General features: G+C 64.0%; 18 protein-coding genes and 1 pseudogene. 13 read left to right on the top strand and 6 right to left on the bottom strand.

From position 1 onward, the window contains the following. Positions 1-109 precede the first annotated feature (109 nt). Entirely contained in the window at positions 110-2032 is a 1923-nt protein-coding gene (gene ftsH / locus IY145_RS18095; protein ID WP_196409480.1) for an ATP-dependent zinc metalloprotease FtsH, read from the top strand. Between the two features lie 165 nt (positions 2033-2197). On the opposite strand, the gene IY145_RS18090 is transcribed toward ftsH, so the two are convergent. The 3 genes from IY145_RS18090 to arsC form a co-directional block, all read right to left on the bottom strand. Beyond that, positions 2198-2344: a hypothetical protein gene (locus IY145_RS18090; RefSeq protein WP_196409479.1), complete on the bottom strand. Its 147-nt coding sequence runs from the start codon at positions 2342-2344 to the stop codon at positions 2198-2200. A gap of 118 nt (positions 2345-2462) precedes the next feature. Further along, on the bottom strand, positions 2463-2795 hold the full coding sequence (locus IY145_RS18085) for a YnfA family protein (RefSeq protein WP_196409478.1): 333 nt from the start codon (positions 2793-2795) through the stop codon (positions 2463-2465). After that, complete coding sequence (gene arsC / locus IY145_RS18080) at positions 2792-3142, bottom strand: arsenate reductase (glutaredoxin) (RefSeq protein ID WP_196409477.1); 351 nt, start codon at positions 3140-3142, stop codon at positions 2792-2794. Before arsC ends, IY145_RS18085 begins: the two co-directional genes overlap by 4 nt. Positions 3143-3440: 298 nt before the next feature. Here arsC and glmM point away from each other — a divergent pair, with 298 nt between their 5' ends. The 9 genes from glmM to IY145_RS18035 all read left to right on the top strand — a co-directional run bounded on the left by glmM (position 3441) and on the right by IY145_RS18035 (position 12122). Then, the gene (gene glmM / locus IY145_RS18075) at positions 3441-4790 is read left to right on the top strand and encodes a phosphoglucosamine mutase (RefSeq protein ID WP_196409476.1); all 1350 of its coding nucleotides are present in this window, start codon (positions 3441-3443) and stop codon (positions 4788-4790) included. Positions 4791-4838: 48 nt separating this feature from the next. Then, positions 4839-5222: an MmcQ/YjbR family DNA-binding protein gene (locus IY145_RS18070; RefSeq protein WP_196409475.1), complete on the top strand. Its 384-nt coding sequence runs from the start codon at positions 4839-4841 to the stop codon at positions 5220-5222. A 291-nt stretch (positions 5223-5513) separates the two neighbouring features. After that, entirely contained in the window at positions 5514-6371 is an 858-nt protein-coding gene (locus tag IY145_RS18065) for an outer membrane protein (protein WP_196409474.1), read from the top strand. Between the two features lie 306 nt (positions 6372-6677). Beyond that, positions 6678-7556, top strand: coding sequence for a class I SAM-dependent methyltransferase (locus tag IY145_RS18060; protein WP_196409473.1), 879 nt, complete (start codon positions 6678-6680; stop codon positions 7554-7556). A 136-nt stretch (positions 7557-7692) separates the two neighbouring features. Beyond that, the gene (gene xseA / locus IY145_RS18055) at positions 7693-9267 is read left to right on the top strand and encodes an exodeoxyribonuclease VII large subunit (RefSeq protein WP_196409472.1); all 1575 of its coding nucleotides are present in this window, start codon (positions 7693-7695) and stop codon (positions 9265-9267) included. Between the two features lie 101 nt (positions 9268-9368). Continuing rightward, the gene (locus IY145_RS18050) at positions 9369-9848 is read left to right on the top strand and encodes a DUF2948 family protein (RefSeq protein ID WP_196409471.1); all 480 of its coding nucleotides are present in this window, start codon (positions 9369-9371) and stop codon (positions 9846-9848) included. A gap of 28 nt (positions 9849-9876) precedes the next feature. Then, entirely contained in the window at positions 9877-11178 is a 1302-nt protein-coding gene (gene hisD, locus IY145_RS18045) for a histidinol dehydrogenase (protein ID WP_196409470.1), read from the top strand. Further along, complete coding sequence (locus IY145_RS18040) at positions 11135-11659, top strand: UPF0262 family protein (RefSeq protein ID WP_210332690.1); 525 nt, start codon at positions 11135-11137, stop codon at positions 11657-11659. Before hisD ends, IY145_RS18040 begins: the two co-directional genes overlap by 44 nt. A 4-nt stretch (positions 11660-11663) precedes the next feature. Continuing rightward, positions 11664-12122: a low molecular weight phosphatase family protein gene (locus tag IY145_RS18035; RefSeq protein WP_196409468.1), complete on the top strand. Its 459-nt coding sequence runs from the start codon at positions 11664-11666 to the stop codon at positions 12120-12122. A gap of 62 nt (positions 12123-12184) precedes the next feature. Here the strand turns inward: IY145_RS18035 and IY145_RS18030 are convergent, their stop codons facing one another. Beyond that, positions 12185-12595 (bottom strand): MAPEG family protein, encoded by a 411-nt coding sequence (locus IY145_RS18030; protein WP_196409467.1) that lies wholly within the window; start codon positions 12593-12595, stop codon positions 12185-12187. Between the two features lie 129 nt (positions 12596-12724). Here IY145_RS18030 and IY145_RS18025 point away from each other — a divergent pair, with 129 nt between their 5' ends. Next, positions 12725-13189, top strand: coding sequence for a helix-turn-helix domain-containing protein (locus IY145_RS18025; protein ID WP_312030607.1), 465 nt, complete (start codon positions 12725-12727; stop codon positions 13187-13189). An 86-nt stretch (positions 13190-13275) separates the two neighbouring features. Here the strand turns inward: IY145_RS18025 and IY145_RS18020 are convergent, their stop codons facing one another. Continuing rightward, positions 13276-14457, bottom strand: a complete 1182-nt coding sequence (locus IY145_RS18020) for a glycosyltransferase (protein ID WP_196409466.1) — start codon at positions 14455-14457, stop codon at positions 13276-13278. On the opposite strand from IY145_RS18020, the gene IY145_RS18015 reads away from it, so the two are divergent. Next, a complete protein-coding gene (locus IY145_RS18015; RefSeq protein WP_196410698.1) occupies positions 14374-14643 on the top strand; it encodes a hypothetical protein in 270 nt (89 codons plus the stop codon). The genes IY145_RS18020 and IY145_RS18015 overlap by 84 nt on opposite strands. A gap of 47 nt (positions 14644-14690) precedes the next feature. On the opposite strand, the gene IY145_RS25840 is transcribed toward IY145_RS18015, so the two are convergent. Then, positions 14691-14852 carry an ATP-binding protein gene (locus tag IY145_RS25840; RefSeq protein ID WP_246722373.1) on the bottom strand — a complete coding sequence of 54 codons (162 nt, stop codon included), beginning with the start codon at positions 14850-14852 and terminating at the stop codon, positions 14691-14693. On the opposite strand from IY145_RS25840, the pseudogene IY145_RS25340 reads away from it, so the two are divergent. Further along, positions 14820-15098, top strand: a pseudogene (locus tag IY145_RS25340) (PepSY domain-containing protein); the annotation flags it as partial. The gene IY145_RS25840 and the pseudogene IY145_RS25340 sit on opposite strands and share 33 nt — an antisense overlap. Between the last annotated feature and the right edge of the window lie 245 nt (positions 15099-15343).

Below are 15343 nucleotides of genomic sequence, written 5' to 3'. Positions count from 1 at the left end.
GCGGCGCGAGGCGATCTCTTGGCAATCGCTTCCGGCGCGCCTAGATTACACGAAACGACTTCTGTTTTCCGGGATGGTCCGGGCGGCATCGTCATTCGCAAGGTTCGACATGAACGCAAACTTCAGGAACATCGCTCTCTGGGCGATCATCGGGCTGCTCGTCGTGGCGCTCGTCATGCTGTTCCAGCAGCCGGGTCAGCGGACTCCGATCCGCGATATCTCCTTCAGCGAATTGCTCACGCAGATCGATCAGGGCCGCGTCCATGACGTGACCATCGCGGGCAATGAGATCACCGGGCACTTCTCCGACAATCGGCCGTTCTCGACCTATGCGCCCAATGATCCGTCGCTGGTGCAGCGCCTGACCGCCAAGAATGTGGCCATCAGCGCGCGTCCGCCGGCCGACGGCAACAGCTGGCTGATGACGCTGCTCATCAACGGCCTGCCGCTCATCGCCTTTCTCGGCGTGTGGATCTTCCTGTCGCGCCAGATGCAGGGCGGCGCCGGCCGCGCCATGGGCTTCGGCAAGTCGAAGGCCAAGCTCCTGACCGAGACGCAGGGCCGCGTGACCTTCGAGGATGTCGCGGGCGTCGACGAGGCGAAAGAGGATTTGCAGGAGATCGTCGAATTCCTGCGCGATCCGCAGAAATTCCAGCGCCTCGGCGGCCGCATTCCGCGCGGCGTGCTGCTCGTCGGACCGCCCGGCACGGGTAAGACGCTGCTCGCCCGCGCCATCGCCGGCGAGGCGAATGTGCCGTTCTTCACCATCTCTGGCTCCGACTTCGTCGAAATGTTCGTCGGCGTCGGCGCCAGCCGCGTGCGCGACATGTTCGAGCAGGCGAAGAAGAATGCGCCTTGCATCATCTTCGTCGACGAGATCGACGCCGTCGGTCGTCACCGCGGCGCAGGCCTCGGCGGCGGCAATGACGAGCGCGAGCAGACGCTCAATCAGCTGCTCGTCGAGATGGACGGATTCGAGGCCAATGAGGGCATCATCCTCATCGCCGCGACCAACCGCCCCGACGTGCTCGATCCGGCGCTGATGCGTCCCGGCCGCTTCGATCGTCAGATCAATGTGCCGAACCCGGACTTCATCGGCCGCGAGAAGATCCTCAAGGTCCATGCCCGCAAGGTGCCGCTGGCGCCGGATGTGGATTTGAAGGTCGTCGCGCGCGGCACGCCGGGCTTCTCGGGCGCCGATCTGATGAACCTCGTCAATGAGGCGGCGCTGCTCGCGGCGCGTCGCAGCAAGCGCATCGTCACGCGGCAGGAGTTCGAGGATTCGCGCGACAAGATCATGATGGGCGCCGAGCGCCGCACTCTGGTGATGACGGAGGAGGAGAAGCGCCTCACCGCCTTCCACGAGGGCGGCCATGCGCTGGTGCAACTCAACATGCCGGGCGCGATCCCGATCCACAAGGCGACGATCATCCCGCGCGGCCGCGCGCTGGGCATGGTGCAGGGCCTGCCGGAGCGCGATCAGATCTCGCAGAGCTATGAACAGCTCAAAGCCATGCTGGCCCTGGCGATGGGCGGACGCGTCGCGGAGGAGCTGGTGTTCGGCCACGACAAGGTGACGTCCGGCGCGGCGAGCGACATTCAGCAATGCACGCGCATCGCGCGGGCGATGGTGACGCAGCTCGGCTTCTCGGACAAGCTCGGCACAGTGGCCTATGCCGAGCCGCAGCAGGAGCAGTTCCTCGGCTATTCGATGGGCCGCACGCAGACGCTCTCCGAGGCGACGCAGCAGACGATCGACTCGGAGGTGCGGCGCCTGGTGCAGGAAGGCTATGACGACGCCAAGCGCATTCTGACCGAGAAGCGCGGCGATCTCGACCTGCTGGCCAATGGGCTGCTGGAGTTCGAGACGCTGACCGGCGAGGAGCTGATCGGCCTGCTGCAGGGCAAGACGCCCGTGCGCGAGGACGTTCCGCCGCCGCCGCCGGCGCGCCCCTCGCCCGTGCCGTCGACCGGCCGCACGCGGCCCTCGCCCGAGCCGGACGCCGGCGGGCTCGAGCCGCATCCGGTGTGAGCAGAACGACAAATGAAAAGCCCGGCGAAAGCCGGGCTTTTTTCTGTCTGTCATACCGGAATCGGAAGCCGACGCCTCGCCGATTTCAGAATGTATTATGTGCGACACGGTTTGCAGGCGATGCTTCCAATGGCGAGCCCGTGGGCTCCTCGGCCCGCGAGCCGATCAGGCGGTTGCGGCAGGATAGACCCTCGTCCCCAGCCGCCGCTCGGCCTTCCAGCGCATCCTGCGCGATCTCGAAATATTGTCTCGTATGCCGTAGCCGACACAAAATCCGAGCACGATGAAAATCGTCGCGTCGAGCAAACCCATGACCCAAATCCTCACTACTGAACGCCACCGTGATATTTGAAACATAGTCTACTGATTCGAAACGACAGACTCACCATCGCAATTATGCGGATCGCCGCGCCGACGAAGCGTCAAAACCTCATCCACGCGGGCCGAGAAGCACGATCGCCGCGCCGATAAGACAAATTGCCGCACCAACCATGTCCCAGCGGTCGGGCGCGCGCCCCTCGACCAGCCACAGCCAGGCGAGCGACGCCGCTATATAGACGCCGCCGTAAGCGGCATAGGCCCGGCCTGCGGCGTCGACCTCGGCGCGGGTGAGCAGAGATGCGAATACGGCGAGCGACAGCAGACCGGGCAACGCCCAGAGCGGCGACAGTCCGAGTCGCAGCCACGCCCAAAAGGCGTAGCAACCGGCGATCTCCGCCGAGGCGGCGCCCAAATAGACTGCCAAAGTCCCCGCAACGCTCACCCGAGCAACGCCTCCACCGCCTCTGGCGGCCGGCACAGAGCCGCCTTGTCGCCGACGACGACGATCGGCCGCTCGATCAGGATCGGATGCGCCTCGATCGCGGCGAATATCGCCTCCTCCTTCACGGAAGGGTCGCCGAGGCCGAGCTCCTCATAGGGCGTGCCGCGCTTGCGGAGAATGTCGCGGACGCCCTTGCCCATCTGCTTCAGCAGCGCTTTCAGCGTCTTTCGATCGGGCGGCGTCTTCAGATATTGCACCACCTCGGGCTCGAGCCCGGCCTCCTTCAGCCGCGCGAGCACCTTGCGGGACGTGCCGCATGCGGGATTGTGATAGATGACGACCTTCATCGAGCCCCCCGGAACATGATAAGTTCGATTGCAGAGCATAGCTCCCCCCGCCGGCCGGACGAAGCCGCGCTGCGCAGGATTTTCGGGGGAGACATACGCGTTAACCACAAGGCGCGAAAGGCGATGGAAGCGACCAGTATGAATGGCGATATTTCTTCACATCCTTTTCCGATGATGCACGAAGGGACGGCGCGCCGTCCGAAAACGCCCACAATCTCGAGGTCGACTTAGCGCCGCGGCGGCGGCTCTCGCGCCTTTCCGGCGGCGCCGCCCCCGCCTTCCCGGAGAACGACAAGCAATGACGCGCAGCTATTTCGGCACGGACGGCATTCGCGGACGCGCCAATCAGAAGATCACGCCCGAGCTCGCGCTCAAGGTCGGCCAGGCGGCCGGCCTCGTGTTCAATCGCGACAGCGAGCGGCGCCATCGCGTCGTCATCGGCAAGGACACGCGCCTCTCCGGCTATATGATCGAATATGCGCTGGTCGCCGGCTTCACCTCCGTCGGCATGGAGGTGCTGCTGCTCGGCCCCATGCCGACGCCGGCCGTCGCCATGCTCACGCGCTCCATGCGCGCCGATCTCGGCGTGATGATCTCGGCCTCGCACAATCTCTACGAGGACAATGGCATCAAGCTGTTCGGCCCGGACGCCTATAAGCTCTCCGACGACACCGAGGCCGAGATCGAGAAGCTCATCGACCGCGATCTGACGAGCCGGCTCGCCGGGCCGCACGAGCTCGGCCGCGCCAAGCGCGTCGAGGACGTGCGCGCCCGCTATATCGAATACGCCAAGCGCACGCTGCCGCGGAACATGAGCTTCGAGGGGCTGCGCATCGTGCTCGATTGCGCCAATGGCGCCGCCTATAAGGTGGCGCCGGAAGCGCTGTGGGAGCTCGGCGCCGAGGTCATCACCATCGGCGACAAGCCGGACGGCTTCAACATCAATCGCGACGTCGGCTCGACCGCCCCGCAGGCGCTGCGCGAGAAAGTGCGCGAGATGCGCGCCGATGTCGGCATAGCGCTCGACGGCGACGCCGATCGCGTCATCATGGTGGATGAGCTCGGCCATGTGATCGACGGTGATCAGCTGATGGCGGTGGTCGCGCGCAGCTGGCGCGACGAGGGCCTGCTGGCCAAGCCCGGCGTGGTGGCGACGATCATGTCCAATCTCGGCTTCGAGCGCCATTTGCAGGGGCTCGGATTGAATCTCGAGCGCACGGCCGTCGGCGATCGCTATGTCATCGAGCGCATGCGCGAGCTCGGATATAATCTCGGCGGCGAGCAGTCCGGCCATGTGATCCTCTCCGATTACGGCACCACCGGCGACGGCCTCGTCACCGCCATGCAGGCGCTCGCCGCGGTGAAGAAGCTCAATCGCAATGTGAGCGAGGTGTGCCGCTGCTTCGAGCCGCTGCCGCAAGTGCTCAAAAATGTGCGGGCGCGCGGCGCGCGGGCGCTGGAGCAGGCCCCCGTCGTCGCGGCGATCGAGGCGGGACGACGGCGCCTCGAGGGCTCGGGCCGTCTCGTCATCCGCCCCTCGGGCACGGAACCGGTCATTCGCGTGATGGGCGAAGGCGACGATCCAGAGATCGTCGGCAGCGTCGTCGACGATATTTGCGACGCGCTGACGCGCGCCGAGGCGGCCTGATACGCTCGTCCGCCACCGCTCGAGGCGGCTCGCTGGGAGGCGACGAGCATGACGTACGACGAGTACAACGCCATGTGCGGCGCGCTGCCAGCGACGAGCCATGTCGTCCAGTGGGGCGGATCGCACGTCTGGAAGGTCGGCGGGAAGGTGTTTGCGATTGGCGGCTGGGACGAGGGTGAGCCACGCTTCACCTTCAAGGTGAGCGACATCGCCTATGAGATTTTGAAGGAGCAGCCGGGCTTGCGTCCCGCGCCCTATCTCGCCTCCCGCGGTCTCAAATGGATCCAGCATTTCGCGGAGCCGGGCCTCTCGGATGGAGCGCTGCGCGACTACATCCGAGAGTCGCATTCGATCGTCTCGCGAGGGCTCTCGCGGAAGAAGCGCGCCGAGCTCGGATTGGATATCGCCCAGAGTCATTCCGGTTCAGATTGAACCCGGAATGACTCTAGATCTCCTTGTTCGGTCGTGTTTTCTTCACGCGAACCGGTTCCCACTTCGCTCGAAAACACTCCAGGCCCCTAAAATCTTTTGTTTTGACGCGTTTCCAACGCCGAACCTGTGTCTACTTCGGCTGGAAACGAAACCGACATCGTCTGCGGAAGGGTCTAGGTATTCCGTCGGTAAGGTTAACTCCACTTTAAGCGTTCTCGCTCAATCTTCCTTCACATTGGCGTAGAGCCAAGGGTCCGCGCCGCGGTCCTCTATCGTGAAGGGAAGATATTTATGGGCAAGACCAGAGCCCTCCTCATAGCGGCCGCGATCGCTTCCGCCATGAGCGCAGGCCCCATGAGCACGGGCGCATTCGCCGCCGATTTGTTGCTGCCGCCGCCTCCGCCGCTCGAGCCGCCGCCGCCCGCCGACTACGGCGGCTGGTATTTGCGCGGCGACGTCGGCGTCGGCGTCAACCAGATTTCCGAGCTTCGCTCGACCTTCAGCCCCACCGTCCTGGTGCCGGCCCCGCAGTTCGATCAATATTCGATCGGCGACAGCGCTTTCGCGGGCGGCGGCGTCGGCTATCAGATCAACAATTGGTTCCGCGTCGACGTGACCGGCGAATATCGCACTGCCGCCAATTATCGCGCCACGCAGAGCTACGCCAACATCTTCGGCCTCGCCTGCGGCGCGCGCTGCTACGACATCTATAGCGCGCAGCACAGCGCCGCCGTCTTCCTGGCCAATGGCTATGTCGATCTCGGCACCTGGTACGGGATCACGCCCTTCGTCGGCGGCGGCGTCGGCGTCGCGGTCAATTGGCTGAACAATCTCTATGATCTCTCGGCGCAGCCGGCCGGCGGCTTCGGCATCGCCCAGGACGCGACCAAGACGAATTTCGCCTGGGCCGTGATGGCGGGCCTCGCCTATAACATCACGCCAAATTTCAAGGTCGAGCTCGGCTATCGCTATCTCGACATGGGCAAGTTCCAGACCAATGTCATCGGCTGCCTCGCCGCCGGCTGCGCGGGCGAGCGCCAGACCTTCCAGCTCGCCTCGCACGACATTCGCCTCGGCTTCCGCTACGCGCTGATGGCGCCGGCGCCCATGCTGATGGCGCCCCCCGGCCCGCTGGTCCGCAAATACTGATCTGAAGCGTCTTCTCCGAAGCCTCTGGGCGCGCGGCTCGCGAGAGCTGCGCGCCTTTTGTTTTCTACGGCCTTAAGTCGGCGCCACAATATACGCCCGACCTTCACATAGGCGATACTAACTCCTGCGCTCCGTTACGCTGGCGTCATCTCCCAACGCCCAGCAGGAGACGAATCCGCTTCCGGGCCAATCAATAGGAAGCGAACTTTCGATGACGAATCGCCATCTCCTTCCATTCTCAGAGTCGGAATGTAAATCATGTATATTCTAAGCACACATAGAACATTTTTGGCGGTCGGCGGACCAATGCACATACATCAAATAAAAATAGACAAAAGCAGCGATCAAGATACACTAATATCGATAGACGACACCGATATTTCTGCCGGACAGATTCGGAGCGGACCTCTATCTGGTTATAATATTATCGATAATAATGGAGTGTTTTATTTTAGAATAGGCGAATATTATTTATGCGCAGACGGAGAAAGTTTTTCCGTCACGACCGATCGATTACTTCCCCGCGCCTGGGAATCATTCACGCTCGTGCATCCAGATCGCGTCGACCGCATCAAAACGCACGGATCGGCCGCCGAGGAGATGACGCGATTCAGATCGCGCGTGGAGCAGCTCACAGCGCAAGGCAAGCCGGTCAAACTCTATGTGGGAGCCGGCGAATTCCCGCGCCGCGGTTTCTTGAACGTCGACCGGGTGCTTGCCAACGCCAACTTCTCCTTCGGCCATTTCGAGGACTACTTCCTTTTCCCCTGCGTTGACATGCATTGGGACATAGCGGAGAATTCCGTCGATTATATCTTTCATGAAGACTTCATCGAGCATCTCGACCAGACGGATCAATTCCGCTTTCTCGCCGAAGCTCTCCGTGTACTGAAGCCCGGGTGCTGGCACCGAGTGAATACGCCCGACATAATCTGGACAATGAAAACGAGGTCCGATTTTTCGCGCGGATTGGAAGGCGTCTATACCGGCGAGAGGCAATGGGGGCATCTCTCCATCTTCTCGCACGCATCTCTCGCCGAGGTCGCGAAAACGGTCGGCTATAAGGAGGTCGTGTTCACGAAGAAAAACACGAGCGTTTCACCCTATGCCGAAGCAGATCACCGACCGCTCGACGATCGCGATCCCGTGCTCGGAAACATATATGCCGATCTCATGAAGGGATGAGCCACCTTTCCAGAGTCGAAGCTCTCGCGAGACGATAGCCGTGGAGCTGGCGATCGCCGAAAAATTCCGGTGACGGTTCGGCCGCCGCCGGCCAGCCCCCCTCGCGGGAAGCCGCAAAATCGGCCATATCTCCCGTATGGCCAAGCGTCCCGCCAAATCCCCCGCCCCCGAGGGCGACGATCCCGCCCCGCCGATCGTCGCCGGGCCCAATGTGCCGGAGCTCTCCGTCTCCGAGCTCGCCAATGCGCTCAAACGCACGGTGGAGGATCGCTTCGGCCATGTGCGGGTGCGCGGCGAGATCACCAATTATCGCGGGCCGCATTCCTCCGGCCATGTCTATTTCAGCCTCAAGGACCAGAACGCCCGTCTCGACGCCGTGATCTGGAAGATGACCTTCCTGCGCCTGCGCGTGAAGCCGCAGGAGGGGCTGGAAGTCGTCGCCACCGGCAAGATCAGCACCTTTCCGGGCAAATCCTCCTATCAGATCGTCATCGAGACGCTGGAGCCGGCCGGCGCCGGCGCGCTGATGGCTTTGCTCGACGAGCGGCGCAAGCGCCTCGCCGCCGAGGGGCTCTTCGACGCCGAGCGCAAAAAGCCCCTGCCCTTTCTGCCCCTCGTCGTGGGCGTCGTCACCTCGCCGACCGGCGCCGTGATTCGCGACATATTGCATCGGCTGCTCGATCGTTTCCCGCGCCGCGTGCTGGTATGGCCGGTTCGCGTGCAGGGGGAGACCTGCGCCACGGAAGTGGCCGCCGCCATCGACGGCTTCAACGCCCTGCCCGCGGGCGGGCCTATTCCTCGGCCGGATGTGCTGATCGTCGCGCGCGGCGGCGGCTCGCTCGAGGATTTGTTCGGCTTCAATGAGGAGATCGTGGTGCGCGCGGCGGCGGCGAGCGCCATTCCGCTGGTCTCGGCCATCGGCCATGAGACCGACACCACGCTCATCGATTTCGCCGCCGATCTGCGCGCGCCCACTCCCACAGGCGCCGCAGAAAAATGCGTGCCCGTGCGCGCCGAGCTGGTGGAGCATACGGCGACGCTCGCCCGGCGCCTCGCGGGGGCGGAACGGCGGCTTTTGGACGCCAATCGGCGGCAGCTCGCCTCGTTGCAGCGCGTGCTGCCCGCGGGCGCGCAATTGCTGCTGGTGCCCGCCCAACGCGCCGATCGCGCCGGCGAGCGGCTGCGCGGCAATTTGCGACGCGCGCTGGATGGCAGGCGGCTCACGCTCTCCCGCGTCTCCCAGGTGCTCGCCCGCCATTCGCCGCAGGCGGAGCTGGCGCGCGCCTCCGAGCGGCTGAAGGGCCTGCAGGCGAGGCTGCGCCAGGGCCTCGTCGCGCGGCGCTCTCTGGCCCTCCGCGAGGCGGAGAGCGCGCAGAGGCGGCTCGACAATGCCGAGCAGCGCCTGCGCTCGGCCTACATCCGCATTCTCGATGAGCGGCAGGCGCGGCTCGATAGGCTCGATCAGCTGCGCAAGACGCTCGGCTATGAGCAGGTGCTGGCGCGCGGCTTCGCTCTGGTGCGCGACGAGACCGGCGCGCTGCTGCGGCAGGCGGCCGATGTCACGCCGGGCCAAAGGCTGGATGTGCAATTTTCCGACGGCCATATCGCCGCGCAGGCGGAATCCGGCGGCGCGTCACCCGCTCCGGCCCCTGCCGCACGGCCGAAGCGCGGGAAAGACAAGGGCGGCGGCGACCAGGGCTCACTCTTTTGAAACCACGCGGCAAATTTTCACTCGGCGTGCGCCATCGCCTCAGCGGCGCGGTTGCACAGCGAAAAGGCGCTCGCCATATGCTCGAACAGGAGGCCCGCTCCATGTTCAAGCGCTCGTCGTCGCCACAGTCCGATGGTCTGAGGCTCCAGGCAATGGACGCCGAGGATCTCTCTTGCCTCTCCGCTCTGCTCCAGGACGCTCTGGTGCGGGTCGGTGATATCGCCTTTCTGCCCGAGCAGAGCCGTTTCGCCTTCGTCGGCTGCCGCTATGATTGGGCCGCCGCCGAGCAGGGCAGACGCGAGCGTTGCCACTCGGGCGTCCATTTCGACGGGGTGCGGCGGGTCCGCCAGCTCAAAATCGCCCGCGACAGGCCTGATGCGATTTTGGAGCTTCTCGCCGTCACTTTCGAGCCCGCCGCCGAGCCGCCGGGGGGCGTGGTGACGCTGATTTTCGCCGGCGGAGCGGCGATTTCCCTGGATGTGGAGTGCGTCGAGGCCCGCCTCCAAGACCTCGGTCCGCGCTGGGCGGCGAAGGCCTGTCCGTCACATGAGCTTGACGAAGACGGCGAGGCAAGGTCATGACAACCGGAAATACCGGTTGGAGAAGAACATGACTTGGCGATTGGATGCGTCGGCGGCGGATTTCGAGGAGCGCTTCTCGGCGCTGCTGGCGACGAAACGCGAGGCCGCCCAGGACGTCGACGACACCGTCCGCGGCATTATCGAGGATGTGGCGGCCCGCGGCGACGAGGCGCTGATCGATTATTCCAAGCGCTTCGACCATATCGACCTCGCGCAGACCGGCATCGCTTTGACGAAAGCCGAGATCGACGCCGCCGAATCCAAAGTGCCGAAGGAGACGCTGGCCGCCCTCGATCTCGCCCACGCCCGCATAAGAGCCTTCCACGAACGCCAGCGGCCGGAAGACCTCCGCTATAAGGACGAGGCCGGCGTCGAGCTCGGCTGGCGCTGGAGCGCGCTCGAATCGGTCGGCCTCTATGTGCCGGGCGGCACCGCCTCCTACCCCTCCTCCGTGCTGATGAACGCCGTGCCGGCCAAGGTGGCCGGCGTCGACCGGCTGGTGATGGTGGTCCCCGCCCCGCATGGGGTGATCGACCCGCTGGTGCTGGCCGCCGCCAAGCGCGCAGGCGTCGACGAGGTCTATCGCGTCGGCGGCGCGCAGGCCGTCGCGGCGCTGGCCCATGGCACCAAGACCATTCGCCCCGTGGCCAAGATCGTCGGGCCGGGCAACGCCTGGGTGGCCGCCGCCAAGCGCCGCGTCTTCGGCCTCGTCGGCATAGACATGATCGCCGGCCCCTCGGAAATTCTCGTGCTCGCCGACAAGACAGCCAATCCCGATTGGGTGGCGATCGATCTGCTCGCCCAGGCGGAGCATGACGAATCGGCGCAGTCGATCCTCATCACCGACGATCCGGCCTTCGCCGACGCGGCCGCCGCCGCCGTCGAGCGTCAGCTGGCGACGCTCTCGCGCGTCGAGATCGCCTCCAAGAGCTGGCGCGATTATGGCGCGATCATCGTGACCAGGAGCCTCGCCGACTCCATTCCGCTCGCCGACCGCATCGCCGCCGAGCATTTGGAGATCGTCTCGGAAGACGCCGAAGAATTGGCGGCGAAGGTGCGCAACGCCGGCGCCATCTTCATCGGCGCCTATACGCCCGAGGCGATCGGCGATTATGTCGGCGGCTCCAACCACGTTCTGCCGACGGCGCGCTCGGCGCGCTTCTCCTCTGGGCTGAGCGTGCTGGACTTCGTCAAGCGCACGTCGATCCTCAAATGCGACCCCGCCTCGCTGCGCCAAATCGGCCCCGCCGCCGTGACGCTCGGCGACGCCGAACGGCTGCAGGCGCATGCGCGCTCCGTGGCCATGCGCCTCGACCAGCGCGGGGCGTGAGGTGGCGGAAAGCGCGACCAAGCGACTGATCTCCGTCACGCTCGACGAGCAATCGATCGGGCGTGGCACGGCCGATCAGGAGCATGAGCGCGCCATCGCCATCTACGATCTGCTCGAGGACAATAGTTTCGCACTGGAGGGCCATGACGGCGGGCCCTACGCCCTCGTCATCGCCCTGCATGACGCCAAGCTCGTCTTCGACGTGCGCGACGAAGCAGGCGCGACAGTCGTCACGCATATTCTGTCGCTGACGCCCTTCAAGCGGCTGCTGAAAGACTATTTTCTGGTTTGCGAGACCTATTACGCCGCGATCCGCACCGCGACGCCGAGCCGGATCGAGGCGATCGACATGGGCCGGCGCGGGCTGCACAATGAAGGCGCGGCCCTCCTCGCCGAACGGCTGAAGGGCAAGATCGACTGCGACTCGGACACCGCGCGCCGCCTCTTCACGCTGGTCACGGCTCTGCACTGGAAGGGCTGAGCCCATGCCGGAGGAAGGCGGACTCGTATCGCGGCCACACGCCGTGCTGTTCGCCTGCACGCAGAACGCCGTCCGCTCGCCCATGGCGGAAGCGCTGGGGCGTCATTATTTCGGCCGCGAAATCTATTTCGCCTCCGCCGGTCTCAAGCGCGGCGAGCCCGATCCTTTCGCCATAGCGGCGATGGACGAGATCGGGGTCGATATCTCCCGCCACAAGCCGCACAGCTTCGAGGATTTGGAAGATTCCAACTTCGATCTCATCGTGACTTTGTCGCCGGAGTCGCATCACAAGGCGCTCGAATTCACACGCGCCATGGCTGTCGACGTCGTCTATTGGCCGACGCTCGACGCCACTGCGACGAGCGGCTCACGCGAGACGATATTGGACTCCTATCGCGCCGTGCGGGACTCGCTGGCCAAACGCATTTTGAAGATGCTGTCGGTGGAGCGAGGATCGGATTGATTTCGCGCCCTTCGTATCTTCGTGGTGAAATTCAGCACCAAGATACAAAGAGCACGTAGACGTCACGAATGCGCGAGAATGGCGAGCAGCAGAGTGATCTGACAGCCGAAGCCGATGAGGAACATCGGCGTGCGAACCCACGGCAGGCCCAGCGTGTAGACGGCATAATGCGCCGCGCGCGAGGCGAAGAACAGGAGCGCCGCGGACGCCGTCGCCGCGGTCCCGCCGCCGACGATCTGAATCGTCAGCGCGAGCACGGCGAAGACGAGGAGATTTTCGATCATATTCGTATGGGCGCTCTTGGCGCGCTGCGCCCAGGGCGCTTTGGTGGCGACGTCATGCAGAGGATCGCGGAAGGCCTCGATCGGCCCCAACTGCAAAATGCGCTGCAAAATATAGGGAATCCACAGGACCGAGGCGAGGCCGGCGGTCAGCACGGTCCAATAGAGCTCGGGAGAAAGGGCGTTGGTCATAGCTTGTCGCGCTCCACTTTTGTCAAAGACGGCGCGAAGCTTAGCGACATGCTTTTCATTGGTGAAGTACGCAGAAATGTCGCATATACCGACAAATCATGTCGATACGGCAGAAATGGATACCGTCTCATGCGCAAGCAGCGACACGAGGAATATGACGAGTGCCCGATCGAGGCCGCGATGGACATCATCGGCGGCAAATGGAAGCCGTCGATCCTATTCCGCCTCGCCGACGGGACCAAGCGCTTCAGCCAATTGCAGCGGCTGCTGAAGACGATCACGCAGCGCACGCTCACGCAGCAATTGCGCGATCTCGAGCGCGATCACATGATCTCGCGCCGCATCTATCCGGAAGTGCCGCCGCGCGTCGAATACAGCCTCACCGAGCGCGGCCGCTCACTGGAGCCGGTTCTCGCGCTACTGTTCCGCTGGGGCGTCGAGAATGTGCTGGAGACGAAGGCCAGAGCCGCCCCGAAAGCCCCTGCGCCAAAAGCCCCTGCGCGGCCTCGATCGGCTGTCGATCCGAGCAGCGCCGGCCGACCCGTGAAATCCCGAGCGGCGGCGCGCCCACGGGCCACGAATAAGGGACGCTGATCTGTGGCTGGCCGAAGACGCTCGCCGTTTTCGTGCAGAAAGTTCTCCCTGCGAATCCGCGCGCTCGCGAGCCTGCCGCCGCCAGCCTATGAAAATCTTCGCCGAGCCGACTTCCCCGCGGTGACGTCCACCACCTCGTCGGTTGCGGCGAGGCACGCTTCGAGCGAGAATTTGCGCAAGGCGCTCTCATAGCCGCGACACGCCAAATCCGCACGCTCATTCGGCGACGCCAGGATAGCGCGCATCGCCGCAGCTAGCGCGCCGGCGTCGCCCGGTTGGACGAGCAAACCGCTCACGCCGTCCTCGATGATCTCGAGCGCCCCGCCGGCGGCGGTCGCAATCACCGGCTTCTGCGCCAACATGCCTTCGACGATAACCCTGCCGAAGGGCTCGGGCGCGATCGAGGTATGTATTACGATGTCCACCGCGCTCATCAGCGCCGGTATATCATTCCGAAACCCCAAAAAATGAATGCGACCCCGAACCTCGGCATTATCGGCTTCGCGACGGAGCTTGTCTTCATAGGCTTGCTCGTCGAACAAAGGGCCGCCAACCAGCACGACATGCACATCGGGCGTCGAACGCGCCGCTTCGATGGCGATATGCTGTCCTTTCCAAAAGGCCAGACGGCTGAACACGCCGACGAGCGGGCTATCCCCGCAACCGATTTGGCGCCGCAATTCCGTCCCGGCCGCCTCCGCATCGACATTCGAGAAAGGAGCGGGGTCGATTCCATTGTGAATCACCACTGCGCGGCGCCGTCCGCCGGCGGCGGCGAAGGCGTCGGCCGTCGCCTGCGAATTGGCGATAACGCAACTGGCTCGCCAATTGGCCAACCGAATGGCGATCGCGCGCATCGCTGCGCTGAAATGGCTCGCCGTCAATATATCGTGCAAATGCCAAATCAGCGGACGCCTGCCGATCACAGATGCGAGCGCGCAGACGACCAGAGCTTTTTGGGAGTTGGCGTAGAGCAAATTCGACCGTCGCGACTTCATGGCGACGGCCCAGACGAGATTGGCGAGGTTTGGGACGACTCGCAATGAACTCCAGAGGCCCTGCTCCCGGGATATCGCCAAAACATCGTTCGCCCCCTGCTCGACCGCCACAGACACGCCGGCCTGCTCAAGCCGCTCTCTGAACGGTCCGTCGCTGAACAGCAAAACGTCGCAGTCCTTTCGGCGATGACGAGCAAAATCGAGCAACGAAAGCTCACCGCCTCCGAGTTGCCCAGTCTGGTCGACGATGAGGATTCGCGAATTGCTCATTTCACAGGGTTCCTGGCGGCGGCGGCAAGACAAATGTCGTTCGCTTGCGAGGCCTCAATCTATGCCGTCGTCTTTCAACGTTTCGTTGCGATCGCCTATAAAAAAGATGAACCGCCGATGGAAGGCGCTCGGACTTTCCGCGAGCAAAAAGCGGCCTCCTCGGCTCGGGCCCCATGCTCTCGCTGAACTTCGGCGCAAATCGACCCGTTGCATGGGCCGATCATGACCTCGGTCTACTCGGCGGCGAATATGACCCTGAACGTCGCTCCGCCTCCAGGCGTATCCATAATCGAGATTCGGCCTCCCGACAGCAGAACCAATTCCTTCACGATCGACAAACCGAGCCCGGATCCCGGCGATATTTCTTCCTTGCGCCAGAATGGCTCGAACACCATGTCTCGATCCGCCGGCGCCACACCTCCTCCGTAATCGACAACGATCCTCTGGCAGGCAATGGCGACGGATTCATAGCATGGCAGTGGCCACTGCATTCGGGCTATGTACTCGGATGGACTGGTCGTATCGCAGTATTTCTTCTCGGCCTGACATGGCCGCTGCTCTTCTTCACCGGCGTAATGCGTTGGCTACAAAAACGGAGCGCGCATCGCATTGTCGCAACGAGACGGAAGGGCGGTGGCTGATCGCGGCGGATGCAGCATGCGCCGACTGAAGTTTCCGTGATCGACGATAGCGCGCGATCTGGTGACCTCGGTCGAAGACGAGCTCGCGGCAATGGACCCAGACGGCCGACGAGCTGTCGATTTTTTTCGTGACCGGCCTCAATGCGCGGTCTCATAAGCCTCCTCTGCGGATTTGGGCCGCCACAAGCCTCGCGGAAGCTCGCGGCCTTTCCCAACATGTCCTTCGGCCGCATTTCGCGCCTGGC

Origin of the sequence: Methylosinus sp. H3A, from assembly GCF_015709455.1 — a bacterium.
Classification (GTDB): Bacteria; Pseudomonadota; Alphaproteobacteria; order Rhizobiales; family Beijerinckiaceae; genus Methylosinus.
This window is presented reverse-complemented; position numbering and strand designations above follow the sequence as displayed.